This window comes from Marinomonas spartinae, assembly GCF_900089775.1.
Lineage (GTDB): Bacteria > Pseudomonadota > Gammaproteobacteria > Pseudomonadales > Marinomonadaceae > Marinomonas > Marinomonas spartinae.
On record NZ_FLOB01000002.1, the window covers coordinates 551,413 to 564,955 of the forward strand.

Annotated in this window: 18 protein-coding genes and 3 tRNA genes; 20 read left to right on the top strand and 1 reads right to left on the bottom strand. The window is 44.0% G+C overall.

Going from position 1 to position 13,543, the window contains the following annotated elements:
- Window positions 1–33: 33 nt before the first annotated feature.
- From MSP8886_RS06620 to MSP8886_RS06705, 20 genes are all read left to right on the top strand, one after another.
- Window positions 34–675, top strand: coding sequence for a response regulator (locus MSP8886_RS06620; RefSeq protein WP_067013954.1), 642 nt, complete (start codon window positions 34–36; stop codon window positions 673–675).
- 14 nt (window positions 676–689) lie between these two features.
- Window positions 690–2,510, top strand: a complete 1,821-nt coding sequence (uvrC, locus tag MSP8886_RS06625) for an excinuclease ABC subunit UvrC (RefSeq protein WP_067013956.1) — start codon at window positions 690–692, stop codon at window positions 2,508–2,510.
- Between the two features lie 43 nt (window positions 2,511–2,553).
- Window positions 2,554–3,114, top strand: a complete 561-nt coding sequence (pgsA, locus tag MSP8886_RS06630) for a CDP-diacylglycerol--glycerol-3-phosphate 3-phosphatidyltransferase (RefSeq protein WP_067013958.1) — start codon at window positions 2,554–2,556, stop codon at window positions 3,112–3,114.
- A 96-nt stretch (window positions 3,115–3,210) separates the two neighbouring features.
- Window positions 3,211–3,285: transfer RNA gene (locus MSP8886_RS06635), tRNA-Gly, on the top strand.
- 21 nt (window positions 3,286–3,306) lie between these two features.
- Window positions 3,307–3,380: transfer RNA gene (locus MSP8886_RS06640), tRNA-Cys, on the top strand.
- Between the two features lie 11 nt (window positions 3,381–3,391).
- Window positions 3,392–3,478: transfer RNA gene (locus tag MSP8886_RS06645), tRNA-Leu, on the top strand.
- A 259-nt stretch (window positions 3,479–3,737) separates the two neighbouring features.
- Window positions 3,738–5,114, top strand: coding sequence for a phage tail tape measure protein (locus MSP8886_RS06650; protein WP_067013960.1), 1,377 nt, complete (start codon window positions 3,738–3,740; stop codon window positions 5,112–5,114).
- 413 nt (window positions 5,115–5,527) lie between these two features.
- The gene (locus MSP8886_RS06655; protein WP_067013962.1) at window positions 5,528–5,905 is read left to right on the top strand and encodes a hypothetical protein; all 378 of its coding nucleotides are present in this window, start codon (window positions 5,528–5,530) and stop codon (window positions 5,903–5,905) included.
- Window positions 5,906–5,992: 87 nt separating this feature from the next.
- Window positions 5,993–6,334, top strand: a complete 342-nt coding sequence (locus MSP8886_RS06660) for a hypothetical protein (RefSeq protein WP_067013964.1) — start codon at window positions 5,993–5,995, stop codon at window positions 6,332–6,334.
- Window positions 6,335–6,401: 67 nt separating this feature from the next.
- Complete coding sequence (locus MSP8886_RS06665) at window positions 6,402–7,160, top strand: hypothetical protein (RefSeq protein WP_139063098.1); 759 nt, start codon at window positions 6,402–6,404, stop codon at window positions 7,158–7,160.
- A 134-nt stretch (window positions 7,161–7,294) separates the two neighbouring features.
- A complete protein-coding gene (locus tag MSP8886_RS06670) occupies window positions 7,295–8,122 on the top strand; it encodes a hypothetical protein (protein WP_067013968.1) in 828 nt (275 codons plus the stop codon).
- Between the two features lie 448 nt (window positions 8,123–8,570).
- Entirely contained in the window at window positions 8,571–9,155 is a 585-nt protein-coding gene (locus tag MSP8886_RS06675; protein ID WP_067013970.1) for a Rha family transcriptional regulator, read from the top strand.
- Window positions 9,156–9,330: 175 nt separating this feature from the next.
- The gene (locus tag MSP8886_RS22275; RefSeq protein WP_175365271.1) at window positions 9,331–9,468 is read left to right on the top strand and encodes a hypothetical protein; all 138 of its coding nucleotides are present in this window, start codon (window positions 9,331–9,333) and stop codon (window positions 9,466–9,468) included.
- Complete coding sequence (locus MSP8886_RS06680; RefSeq protein ID WP_067013972.1) at window positions 9,465–10,544, top strand: hypothetical protein; 1,080 nt, start codon at window positions 9,465–9,467, stop codon at window positions 10,542–10,544. Before MSP8886_RS22275 ends, MSP8886_RS06680 begins: the two co-directional genes overlap by 4 nt.
- A gap of 187 nt (window positions 10,545–10,731) precedes the next feature.
- Window positions 10,732–10,914, top strand: coding sequence for a hypothetical protein (locus MSP8886_RS06685; protein ID WP_067013974.1), 183 nt, complete (start codon window positions 10,732–10,734; stop codon window positions 10,912–10,914).
- Between the two features lie 109 nt (window positions 10,915–11,023).
- Entirely contained in the window at window positions 11,024–11,449 is a 426-nt protein-coding gene (locus tag MSP8886_RS06690; RefSeq protein ID WP_067013976.1) for a Tse2 family ADP-ribosyltransferase toxin, read from the top strand.
- Complete coding sequence (locus tag MSP8886_RS22280; RefSeq protein ID WP_175365272.1) at window positions 11,442–11,618, top strand: hypothetical protein; 177 nt, start codon at window positions 11,442–11,444, stop codon at window positions 11,616–11,618. The genes MSP8886_RS06690 and MSP8886_RS22280 overlap by 8 nt, the downstream gene beginning before the upstream one ends.
- Before the next feature lie 317 nt (window positions 11,619–11,935).
- Window positions 11,936–12,115: a type II toxin-antitoxin system RelE/ParE family toxin gene (locus MSP8886_RS22530; RefSeq protein WP_245659050.1), complete on the top strand. Its 180-nt coding sequence runs from the start codon at window positions 11,936–11,938 to the stop codon at window positions 12,113–12,115.
- A 98-nt stretch (window positions 12,116–12,213) separates the two neighbouring features.
- Window positions 12,214–12,429 carry a hypothetical protein gene (locus tag MSP8886_RS06700; RefSeq protein ID WP_067013978.1) on the top strand — a complete coding sequence of 72 codons (216 nt, stop codon included), beginning with the start codon at window positions 12,214–12,216 and terminating at the stop codon, window positions 12,427–12,429.
- A 112-nt stretch (window positions 12,430–12,541) separates the two neighbouring features.
- Window positions 12,542–12,841 carry a hypothetical protein gene (locus MSP8886_RS06705; RefSeq protein WP_067013980.1) on the top strand — a complete coding sequence of 100 codons (300 nt, stop codon included), beginning with the start codon at window positions 12,542–12,544 and terminating at the stop codon, window positions 12,839–12,841.
- Between the two features lie 197 nt (window positions 12,842–13,038).
- On the opposite strand, the gene MSP8886_RS06710 is transcribed toward MSP8886_RS06705, so the two are convergent.
- Window positions 13,039–13,437, bottom strand: a complete 399-nt coding sequence (locus MSP8886_RS06710) for a helix-turn-helix domain-containing protein (RefSeq protein WP_067013982.1) — start codon at window positions 13,435–13,437, stop codon at window positions 13,039–13,041.
- Window positions 13,438–13,543 lie beyond the last annotated feature (106 nt).

A 13,543-nucleotide genomic window follows, 5' to 3' on the forward strand; every position in this document is an offset into this window, starting at 1 on the left:
GCGGTAATGTAAAGAGAGTGGTGAGGTGATTTCTTGTTAAAAGTGCTGATTGTTGATGATCATGATATGGTTGGCTTGGGTATTAGTCGTGTATTACAAGACATCAAAGGTGTTGATGTAGTTGGCATCGTTCGCAGCGGTGAAGACGCGATTTCTCACTCGAGAAAACTATTGCCAGACATCGTATTGATGGATGTTCATATGCCCGGCATTGGTGGCCTCGGTGCTACCAAGGAAATTAAGCGCATCCTGCCGAAAATCAAAGTGATTGCATTGTCTGCTTTAGATGACAGCTTGTATCCAACGAAGTTGTTGGAGGCGGGAGCATCTGGCTATTTGACAAAGGGAACAAATACCGATGAGCTGCTGGAAGCATTGGAAACAGTGCAAAAAGGCGGTCACTATATTTCGAAAAGCATCGCTCAGAAAATGGCACTGTCAAAATTTTCCATTGATAGTAAAGGTTCTCCCTTAGAAGCCTTATCTGATCGTGAACTGCAAGTGGCGCAAATGATAGTAGATTGTAAAAAGTCTACTGAGATTGCTGATCACCTAAATGTTAGTCCGAAAACAGTGAGCACTTATCGTACACGTATTTTTTCGAAGCTGAATATCGAAAGCGATGTAGAATTGATTCACTTGGCTGTACGCTACAACGTGCTAGGCATGGGGTAGTCAACGAGGTTTGTTTGAGCCATATAGCGTTTGATCCAAAGCATTTTGTTAGCAATCTAACGACTCGTCCAGGTGTTTACCGTATGTACGGTAAAGGGGAGTTGTTATATGTCGGTAAAGCGAAAAATCTTAAAAGCCGTGTGTCGAGTTACTTTCGTGCCACGGGTCTAACCACTAAGACTATGGCGCTAGTGAGTCGCATTGACGCCATTGAAATTGCTGTCACTCAAAGTGAAACCGAAGCGTTACTGCTAGAGCAAACGCTCATAAAGCAGCATCGACCTCCTTATAATATCCTGCTTAGGGATGATAAATCTTACCCATACATTCTCCTGTCTGATCATCCTCATCCTGCGCTGTTGTTTCGGCGCGGTAATAAATCCGAAAAAGGGAAGCTGTATGGCCCTTTTCCTAACGGAACAGCTGTTCGAGAAAGCTTGAGTACCATGCAAAAGGTATTTAAGGTTCGTCAGTGTGAGGATGGAACCTATGCCAATCGATCAAGGCCTTGTCTGCAATATCAGATTAAGCGCTGTTCTGGTCCATGTGTTGGATTGATTGATGATGAGCAATATGCTGAAGATGTTCGTCATGCAAGAATGTTTTTGCAAGGAAAGAACCAAGAACTGACCAATGAGCTTTCTGATAAGATGAAAGCGGCTGCCATGGATATGGAGTTTGAGCGCGCAGCTGAGCTGCGTGACCAGATGATCCAGCTGAAGCATATTCAAGAACAGCAGCATGTGTACGGACAAACAGGGGATGCGGATGTGATCGCCGCATTAATTCAACCAGGTGGTTTGTGTGTGCATGTGATGATGGTTCGTCACGGTAAAGTGGTAGGAAGTAAGAGTTATTACCCAAAAATGCCGATAGAAATTACTGAGAGCGAATTACTTTCGTCTTTTATTGCGCAATTTTACCTCAGTGGTGTGCAAGAATTGCCGAAAGTGCTGATTACCAGCCATGAACTGGATGATGCGCAAGTGTTGGTAGACGGAATCTTTGCCACCACACAAAAGCGTATCGAGTTGTTGTTCAATGTTCGTGGTCAGCGTGCTCGCTGGATGGATCTGGCTAAGCTCAATGCTGAGCAGGGCTTGCAGGCTCGTCTGTCAGACAAGCGTAATCACTTTAGTCGTGTCACCGCATTGCAAAAAATATTGGGTTTTAAAGAGCCGCCAGCGCACATGGAATGCTTCGATATTAGCCATTCTAGCGGTGAGGCGACAGTGGCTTCTTGTGTTGTGTTTGGGCCTGACGGACCGGATAAAAAACGTTATCGATCCTTTAATATTGAAGGCATTGAAGGCGGTGACGATTACGGTGCGATGAAACAGGCATTAACACGCCGTTACAAACGTGTTAAAAGTGGTGAGTTGGAAAAGCCAGATGTGGTTCTCATTGATGGCGGTAAAGGTCAATTGACACAGGCGGAAAATGTGCTCAAAGAGCTTGGTCTGGTGGATGTCTTTCTATTGGGCGTAGCGAAAGGGGACACACGTAAGCCAGGCTTGGAAACCTTGTACATAGGCTCTAAAGAAGACGAGGTGGTATTGCCGCCCGATTCCGCTGCTTTGCACTTGATTCAGCATATTCGGGATGAGGCGCATCGCTTTGCTGTGAAAAGCCATCGTCGCCGTCGAGACAAAAAGCGCCGACATTCTGTGTTGGAGGACATTCCTGGGATTGGTCCAAATCGTCGTAAGGAGTTGCTTTCTGCCTTTGGTGGATATCAGGGGTTACTGGCTGCGAGTCAAGAAGATATTTCAAAAGTGAAGGGAATAGGTGCCAAAAAAGCCGAAGAAATCTACCTGTACCTCCATAAAAACTAGCCAGATTTTGTGTTGTACATCTTGTGTTTAAAATAGGAAGCAAATGAACATACCAAATATATTAACCTCTGTAAGGATCTTCATGATCCCTATTTTGGTCGGCATTTACTATTTGCCATGGGAAGGGCGCTATTATGCATGTGCAATTGTTTTTGCTGTTGCGGCTTTTACTGACTGGTTAGATGGTTTCTTGGCAAGACGCTTGAATCAAACCACCCCTTTTGGAGCCTTCTTTGATCCCGTAGCGGACAAGGTAATGGTTTCTGTAGCGTTGGTGATGCTTGTTGCGAATTATTCTGATCCTCTGATGACACTCGCCAGTGCGGTGATTGTTGGTCGTGAGATTGTGATCTCTGCATTGCGCGAATGGATGGCCGAGATGGGTAAACGTGCCAGTGTGGCCGTTTCTTACATTGGTAAGTTAAAAACAACGATGCAAATGTTGGCGATTTTTATCTTGCTGGGAACGCAGCCTGGCACAGAGTACGCTGTTATGGGTCAATCGGTATTGTTGATTGCCGCTTTGCTCACACTTTGGTCTATGTATATTTATCTCAAAGCGGCTTGGCCAGACCTTATGCCGAAACATTGGGATAAAAAGTAATCAAAATGAAAAAAAGTGCCTAAGTAGGCTATTTATTTAGAATTTTTCCTTGACGTGAAAGCTCAAATACATAGAATAGGCACCGTCTTTTGAGACGCGGGAATAGCTCAGTGGTAGAGCACAACCTTGCCAAGGTTGGGGTCGCGAGTTCGAGCCTCGTTTCCCGCTCCATCTTAAAAGTGATCTGATAAAGGCCGGATGGCAGAGTGGTCATGCAGCGGACTGCAACTCCGTGAACGCCGGTTCGATTCCGACTCCGGCCTCCATATCAGACAATGCCCGGGTGGCGAAATTGGTAGACGCACAAGACTTAAAATCTTGCGATAGAAATATCGTACCGGTTCGATTCCGGTCCCGGGCACCACTTAGTGGTGCTTTTTTTTGCTTTAAATTTTCTTATCCCCTTCAAACCCCCCGCCGTTTCTGGCTTTCATCGTTTTCTAAACACTCCTTCAAATTGTAAACTTTTCTGCTTATATGCTATGTTTTCCAAAGTTTTGCACCAAATCTGCACCAGATATTGCACCGGCGAATATAGAGCGTGGCTTCAATTTTTAAGCGTGAGGTGACGACTTGAGCGTCTTGCAAAAGAAAGCCAATCTATCGATATTCCGAAAAGCCCATTGTCTGATGCTCTGAGTCGATGTGTAGACCTTGATGATGCCACCAATTACCTAAGCAACGACGACCAAAACGGCCTCGCCGCCGTCTTTGGCAAAGTCGTCAACAGCGAATACGCCAACCGCGCCGCCACACGAGGTCACAGCCTCGACATGCTCGGGGCCAAATTCGACCGCATGACCATCATTCTTGGGGATCGACTCTTGCCCGTGCTCGATGCCGTCTTACCGCCGCTCATGTCCGTGGTGGACAGCGTGGCCGACTTTGCCGAAGCCAACCCACAACTGGCCACAGGTCTAATGGGCGTGGCCGCTGCCATTGCCGCCGTCAAAGCCGGAGCCATCGCCTTTAAACTCGCCAAACTCACCCTTGGCAACGGGCGCGATCGCTTCAACCTTGGCAAAACGAAACTTACCAATTCAACCGACCAAACTACCCAAAGCGCCAACCGAGCCTCACGCTCCCTCGACCGCTTAAACCGCAAACTCAACAGCCTAGGCGCAGGCGCACGACAAAGCCCCACCGCCTACGGGGGCGAACGCCTTAGCAAAGAGGAACGCAAACGACGCAAAAGAGACTACCTACAAGGTCGATCCAGTGGCAGAAAAGCCACCTCAAGACGAGCCAGACCATCCCGCCTCAGCGGACGCTTTCGCTTTGGCAAATACGGACGGCTCGCAGGCCTACTCAGCAGTGGCGCAGCCTTGGGCATGTTCTCAGGCTCCGCCAATGCCAGTGGCCTATCTAACGTCGCCGACCTAGCCATGACTGGGGCAGACCTAGCGGGCGCAGCAGGGGGAATCAGTTCACTCATTCCCATGGGGGGCATCGCAGGCGGCGTACTAAAAGGCGCGGGCAAACTGTTCAGGCCGCTCGACATTGCCCTCCAAGGCGCTGGCCTTGCCTCCGCCATCTCCCAAGGCAACAGCACCCAAATCGGTGCCACCGCTGGCGACATGGCAGGGGGCTTGGGAGGCGCCGCCGCAGGTGGCTTAGCTGGCGCGGCCATTGGCTCCGTCGTCCCCGTGATCGGCACTGCCATTGGGGGCATTGTTGGCTCCATCGCAGGCGGCATGGGCGGCGGCTCATTAGGGGAATGGATCGGCAGCAAAATAGGCGGCTGGTTTGCAGACGACAAAACCGACCAACCCGCACCCGAAGCCATCGCAAAGCAAAGCCAACAGCTACAAAACCACAACAAAAGCATCACCTTCGCGCCAACCATCCACCTAACACCAACAGGCAACCCAAGTTACGACCAACAAATAAGCGACCAAGTGATAGAAAGACTCAAAGCCGAATTTGCCCAAGGCATGATGGGCAATATGGACGTCGCCACAAGAGCCGATGGGAGCTTGACGGATAAGCGAACGAGCTAGTGTTTAAGCTGAACTACTATTTTGGTAGGTCAGGTCCGCTCTTTCTTAGTGGAAGGGAGCCCTAAAACAGGGCCCCCTAAGTCTATTGTGTCGCGGTTAAAGGGGGTCGGTGAAATGCCGACCCCTATAAATGCCTTTAAAGCATCGAGGAGGAACGAATCGTTCCCCCCTTGAAATCGTAGGCACAGGGCATGATGCGGAACATGGGCGTGGTCACAAGGGGGATGGGAGTTTGACGTATAAATGAAGCTCATAGAGATGAGATTTGTCAGTGGTTAGTAAGGTTTTTCTGGTGTATAAAGAAAAAGATTAGTAGGATCAATCAATAAGAGTTCATGATATCGAAATAAGGGCTTTTGATAAATATGTAAAAGTACATGCGCATTATAAAGTTTTTATTTTTTGGAGTATTTATGAAAAGTGCTGTTGTAGTTATAGGTAGTCATTTTGTTGGGAAAAGTAAAACTATAAATGTTTATCTAAAACCCAAATTAGGATTAACTCAAAAGGCTCATGTTTTTACTCTTAACGAGAAAGATGGATTTATTCTTTCCCAGAGTTTTGAAGAGGCCGATCGTAGTGTTGATGAAGTTATTAAAAAATACGGAAAGTACTATTATTTTGTCGTAGCTGCTCGACCAAAAAATGAAGAACCGTCAAATTTATGCGAAGTATTAGAGAAACTATCTAATGCAGGTTTTATAGTACATACCGTTATTATAGATCCGAATGATAATGAAATTTACTATGATAAAAAAGCTGATGAAATAATTAACTACTTAAAAGGGTAGGTATAAAAAACTGAACAATATCAACGCCTCTTAGGTTGGCATGAATTAAGAATAACTTCATTATTTTAAGGGAGTGAGCTACGCATTATGGTTACTGTAAAAAGGGTAGAAGCAGGTAATTACGTGGTATCAGATGGTAGGATGATTGTTAAAAATGGTAATTCTTGGTACATCCTAAAAGAAGGCGGAGGTCATGACTTCGGCCCAGTAACAACTCTATCCGCCGCAAAAGAATATGTTCAAACTGGTATTAGTTCAGTGGGGCAGCACAACCCAGGTTCTGCATATGGTAAGCGACAAAGTAAAAAAGAATTTAATGCATACCTAGCCTCTGAAGCCAAACAGGGTAATTACGGTCCAATAATTTTATATACTGTCATAATTGCGTTTTTTGTTATTCTGTTAACGTACATACAAACAAAAAAGTAGTGTGGGTTTTGCTCTAAAAATGGACCAATCTGCGAGGTTTTTAGTCCTACCTAAAAAAGTGAATTATGTGATGTTAAAAAAATTGTTGAAGTTGATACTTAGGTATCGTACAAATGATATGATGCGATTAGTGTTTCATACAGAAGATTTGAAAAAACATTTAGTGGAATCGCTTAAAGCATCAGAGCAATTTTCAGAATTATTTGGCGATAGATATTATGACGAAAAAATGAAAATTATGCCTCAGGTATTTAAACGATTAATTAAGGATGAAGTGCTCTCTGAATTTGAAGTGGAGGATTTAAAAAGAATCATCGAAAAACGAAATACAATTGCGCATGAAGTTCAAATATTTACTCGAGATTTGTATGTTGAGCTGAAAGAGTATTCAAAATGCAATTCTTTTGAATCAGAATATGACTATTTTGCATTAAAACGATTGATTGAATATAAAGAGAAAATAAGAAGTCAATGGAAAGGTGCTCATGTTTTAAGTATGCGTGACTTTGAATTTGAATTTGCAGATAAAATTTACAAAAATGATAATATTAAATTGTTAAAACGGATAAAAAAATTAAATATTGAACGTTCTGCTCTTATTGATAGAGTTAATAAAGAGCTTTCTGGTTTTGATTTTAAAAACTATGATGATTATCCTAAAAATACTGAAAATTATAAAGTTAACGGTTCTCTTTCAAAACGAGGCGTTAAGACTTGCCGTGACCTGCTTCTTCAAGGATTATCGGTTCACACTGTCAGTATCTTGATGGATGTTAATTTGGATAGAGTAAAATATCAAAATAGAAAGATATTAAAAGAGAAATAATTAGAGACTTTGAAATTTTGGGGCAGATGCAAAATTAGTTTTTATCTGGCTTCAAAGTTCTAATAAGTGATTTAATTTAGACACAATAAAGCGCGCCAATTTTGCTTGCAGTTACTTAGGGCGTTAGGAGACAAATGCAAACTTTCTGGGCACCATCAAAAATAATCGTTTTTTTTTGCATTGCTTTTAGTATCTTGGCGGTAACTACAAGCTACCTAGGTACAAGGAATCCAGTATTGGTATTGAATGAGAACCAAATTCTTTACCTTTTTTCAACTTCTGCGCAAGTGTTAGCAGGTGTGTACGGATTGACTCTTACAGGTTTTATATTTTTCCGAAATGAACTTAGTCGTGAAGAGATAGAGGATGAAACTTTAGTTGATGCTGTGGAGAGCCTTAAAAGCAGGTATTTTACCTTACTAGTGTTTGTAACTGTATCTTCCGTTGTTACATTACTACTCTCAAACTTGGCTATATCATATGAGAGTTCAGGTACATTGCTTGGCACGATAATTATAAATTCAGCACAATGCGCATTTATAACCACATTACTGGCCGTCACCTACTTCATTTTTGAGGTCATATCACCTAAGCGAATTGAAAGAGAGAGCAGGAAACTTCAGAATCAAGTAGATCCATCAAGAAAGGAAACGGACAGAGGAAGCCTAGAAGAGTTCTTGAAAAACTACAACCAAATAGAAGAAATTATTTCCACTAATGGATCAAAGTATCAAATGGCAACTATCTCTGTATCTTCCAGTAAACATCGCCGACATATTTCCAATGCAAAATTATCTGAAATGCTCTTCCGAAACGAGAAAATTAGCGAGTCGCTATATGTGAAAATCAGGGATTTAATAACTCTTCGTAACTCAATAATTCATGGTGCCGAACCGGTTGTTAGCGAGCAAATTGTGAGGGATTCATCTATTATTTTGGATGAGCTTTCGAAAGCACTGTAAATAGGTGATGGACTGCAAACAAGATTCCAACCAGTTTACTTTGCTAACAGGGACGGGCTAACCCCGCCTCTGTTAGCAAACGTTAGTCATCAAAGATAGAATGATAGTTTGAGATCAGATGAAAACTCGGAATCTATCTGACCATTTATCACTAAATTTGATTTGTTTGAAATGCTTCTCCATTGACCCCACCCGAATCTTGATCTAACATTCTCCTTGCACTGGCAAAATCCAGTGCTCGGGATTGGCGTTCCGAAATCACAGCGGATACAGATGCCGCTTTACTGCGGTTTTTTTGTGTCTGGCGTATAGCTTTCCTGTTATGGGTAAGTTGTGCGGGGCGTCTTCGGACGCGCCAGCCCTGTGACTGGTACGCCAACCCGTATGGCTTGCCCACCTTAATTGGCGTTGAGGTGGTCTTACTTAAAGGCAATCACAGGAGGCCACTATGGCTACGGATATTCTCTCAAGTAATAATGCACCTGTTGTAGAAATTACTAACGATCAAATTACCACCACTTCGACTGATCTTGCCAAGTATTTTGGTAAACAACATAGAAACGTATTACGCAAAATAGAAAACCTTGAATGCAGTGCTGAATTTAGCGCGCTCAATTTTGAGCTGGCTGAATATAAAGATGAACAAGACAAGACTCGCCCTATGTATCGCATCACCCGCGACGGCTTCGTCTTCTTGGCCATGGGCTTCACCGGCAGCAAAGCCGCCCAGTTCAAAGAAGCCTACATCAATGCCTTCAACCAAATGGAAAAACAGCTCAACGAGCAAAAACACCTTCCCGCCCCCTCAGAAGACACCGCCGCGCTGGAGGCTGAGAAGTACAAACTGATCAACAACATCGTTACCTCCATGAAACTGGAAAGCAACCCCGTCGTCCTCCCCGCCAGCGACCTAAACGACATGGTACAAGCCATCCGCATGTACCAAACCCAAATCGCCCAACTACGCCCCCCCCCGACTGGGTCAATAAAAACGTCGAATGCATCAAGGAATACGCCAACCGCACTTTCCTAGACGACTGGCCAATACCTAAGTACAAATAACAAGCACTAAAGCCCACCGAGTGTGGGCTTTAGTCATTGTTTTTCATGGGGTAAAGGGATAGGTTTAGATCAATTGTAATCATCTATTCTCTATTTAAAAGGCAAATGGGTAGTTATAGTCTTTATATTTTACGGAGGTACAGATAATGACTATTAATCAAGTGGAGCGTGCATTCCGAGCTTGGTCAATATTAGTTGAGGTGGCTAGAAATCGACAAGCCATCAAATATAAAGAGCTTGGAGATGAAACAGCTCAACGAGCAAAAATAAGGGAGGGGTCATGAAAGGCACACGTAATAGGTCATGGAAAAGTGCGACAATCATGCTTTTATTCTTGTTAACTGGCGCCAATCACATCTACGCGAAACAATGGATGAATCCGGCCGACAAGTATTTGAACGCTTACAAGGAATATCGTAACGCCAAGTGCCCAATAGAGAATGACGGTATCAACAACTTTGTGTATTTTGCGGGAGACCGGGCAGCCATACGCGGAAATCCTTTCCTTCGTGTTGATCGTTTCAAGGGGGCTCAAATCATGTATTCTTGGCGAGAACTGGAGCCGACTCAAGGCGACTACGATTTCTCGGCAATACGAGAGGATCTCGCTTATCTGGCCGCACACGGCAAGCAACTCTGGGTGCAGCTTCAGGATGCGACATTTTCGGGCACCAACATCGCAGTCCCAGACTACTTGCTAACCCCCAGATATGACGGGGGAGCAGTCCAAGAAAGAACTGATCAAGGGAAGTTGAAAGGTTGGGCTGCAAAACGCTGGAATCCGAAAGTTCGACATCAGTTTGCGCAGCTAATCGCGGCTCTCGGCAGAGAATTCGACGGGAAGATTGCTGGCATTAACCTTCAAGAAACAGCCGTCGACGTCTCCAAAAAGGATGACCCAACCTTCACACCTGAACGGTATGTCGAAGGGATCAAGGCAAATATGCTCGCGCTGAAACGAGCTTTTCCTCATTCGGTGACTATGCAGTACGCCAACTTTATACCTGGGGAGTTTCTCCCATGGACCGACAAAGGATATCTTCGTTCCGTATATGCCTATGGTAACAGCATCGGCGTTGGCCTCGGTGCTCCAGATCTCATGGTCGAGCGGAGGGGGCAACTGAACAACCCTTTGGCTATGATGCACGAAGGACACTTCTCAGTTCCCTTGGGAATTGCTGTACAAGATGGTAACTATATCGGCAAAACCGGAACAACGAAGGTAATAACAAACGCGCCGAATATCGTGCCCGTGCTTCACGCTTTTGCTCACGGTTTCTTGCGGGTGTCTTATCTGTTCTGGAGTAATCAAGAACCGTATTTTACCAAAGATGTTCTCCCTTGCTTTGAGAAGCGATAGGGTCATTGTCGGACTTAGATCAAGATCCGTCCGGAAGGAGTTCGGGGTCAGATGAAAAAGAGCGCCTAGCTTTCATCGACCCCAAACAACTCACGAGCAAAAACACCTTCCCGCTGACACCACCGCGCTGGAAGCCGAGAGCTATTCCCTCCAAGGAAAGTAGCTCATCAATAACATCGTCACTTCCATGAAACTCTCCAGCAACCCCGTCGTCCTCCCCATCAGCGATCTAAACACATGGTACAAGCTATCCGTACTTTCCCAGAAAAATAAGCAACAGCAAATTGCCCAGCTAAGCACCCCTGACTGGGTCAATAAAAACGTCGAATGCATCAAAGAATACGCCAACCGCACCTTTTTAGACGTATAAACGACGGACATAAAAAAGCCCACACCTGTTGAAGTGTGGGCTTTAGGTTGATTATCTGAATAAGAAAAGATAGTGTTTGGCTTGAATAAATTTGATATGGAGATCAGTGATGCACACACCTGTTGAGTATTTTATAAAACTTCCAACTGCTTTATTTCGAGCAGGAGCTCGGACAAAACCTAAATTTGATTACCTCAGAACGATGCCACCGCGCGATGACACCCAAGTGTATGATGTGAAAATCAATCCTAAAACGAAGATGATTGATCATAAATCCGGTGGCTTAAGCTTGTTCACTGAGCCTAACCTTAGGTTTGGTCCTGACTGGTGGGTTCTACCAGAAGATACGCCACTTCCAGCAGGATTTACTTTAACCAAAGACTTAACAAATGGAAAATTTAGAGGCCATTATTCTATAAGATCTTTGGAGGATATCCATGTCGATATTTGGAAAAAAACACTATTGGCTTGGGCTAATGAGTACGCCATACATGTGAGTGAATACAAAGATACAGTAGGAGAAAAAAATGTTTAATATAATGGAGTTACGCATAATTAGGGCGTCGGTTAAGGCGAGTATGGACGGCTTGTTAGAAAAGCTAAAAACAATTGATCCAGACAGTGATGAGGCCGTAGAAATTAGTAACGACTTGATGTTTTATCAATCTATTCTAGACACAATTTCAGAAAACCCTGAAGTGTAAATGAGAGTTTAGGGTCAATATGAAAAATATCGACTCATCTTCATCGACCCCAAACAACTCAACGAGAAAAAACACCTTCCCGCCGACACCACCGCGCAGGAAGCCGAGAGCTATTCCCTCCAAGGAAGGCGACTCATCAACAACATCGTTACCTCCATGAAACTGGAAAGCAACCCCGTCGTCCTCCCTGCCAGCGACCTAAACGACATGGTACAAGCTATCCGTACTTTCTCAGAAAAATAAGCAACAGCAAATCGCCCAGTTACGCCCTACGTAGTGTGGGCTTTTGTTGATGCGTGCCACGTTACACTCATTTTATGATCAAAACATTCAAGCACAAAGGCCTTAAGAAATACTTCGAAACAAGAAGCGTTTCCGGTATTCAAGCAAAGCATCAGCGCAAAATACGTATGCAGCTTGCTGCGATCGATACCGCCCATGAGGTTGATGATATCAATTTACCCTGTTTTAACTTGCACCCTTTAAAAGGCAATTGAGATGGGGGTTGGTCTATTACCGTGAGCGGGAGTTGGCGTATTACTGTCGAGTTTGTTGATGGTCATGCTTACATTCTCAACTATGAGGATTACCATTAATGAATATGTACAACCCTCTATACTCAGGCGAATTCATCCGTGATGTTTATCTTGAACCTGGGCACCACTTAGCGGTGCTTTTTTGCATTCAATGGCTGATAAAGCAGGCCTCTTCTGTAGTGGGTTGTGCCTTGGTTTGTTCGGGTGAAAATGCTCTTCAATCCTTTCTATACGGGCGTTTGACCAATCTTCTGAATGTGCTATTTTATAAATAATCACTATAAACTATTGGAATGTAAATATGGTTTATTTGATTTTACCGAGTGGAATATTCCTTGCTAATCTTAGTTTGTCTGTTTGATAAGCCTTAACATGGAGGGCTGTCTGATGAATTTACCTAAAGAACTCTCAACAACTGTATTAAATACTCGATTTAATGGTGAAGCGGCTGCTATTCGTCATTGCTTATTAAAAGAAAGGGATGGTAAATACGCATCCTGGGATGATGAGTATGAGGAAGATGATGGGTACGGTGGCGACGATTATGAGGGCGATGACTTCGACTATGAGTATGAAGAAGATAGTATGCCTGACTATGAGGATGGATTTTTCGCAGATACGGATGATGATCTTGGGTACATGGAAGAGCAGGACGACGATTTTTCCATGAATAACTATTACCGCTAACCCTCTTGAATTTTGCTGCCGATGAAAGTCTATTGGTTTTTCATCGGCCTCTACTCTCTTTGTATGAAGCTGGCGTGCAGCCATCTTCTAAAGCTATCTTTAGCTTCCGTCCTTCACTTTTAGAAGAGTCCCTGCTATGTTGTTATTGGACGATGGTTGCCCCTGTCTTTGAGGTGAGTGTCTTTGCTAAAAGTGCGCTACTTATCCATTTTACCTTGCCACTTGTGTAGGGTTTTTAGCTGTTCCAGTAGTAAAAACTTATTGTTTGGTGTGAGTTCGCTGAACAATTTTAGGACGGTTTGAGCGTCATTGTTAAGCAGTAACTGGTTGATGTTTTTTGCCGTCTTCTCCTCATTCTCTTCTGTTTCCAAAAAGAAAAAAATGTCGTCTATTGGTTGTTCGCATGCGGCGTACAGCATAGATGGTGTGGTGTTTAGAGCTTTGGCGAGTTTGAGTAGTGCTTTTTGCGAGGGTTGCCTTTGCCCTTTTTCAATTCGTGAAATATTGCTGGTAGCCATATCAGCCTCCAGAGCAACTTGTTCTTGCGTCATATTGCGTTGAATTCGCAGTATTTTTATAACATGGCCAATCGTCATGGCAAGATTATCCGTTTTGTTTTGCCTGTAAGGCAAAACCTATGGGGCAATTTGCTTGACTCTATTTGCCTATTAGGCAATATTGGTGAATCTTTATGTCTTAAAG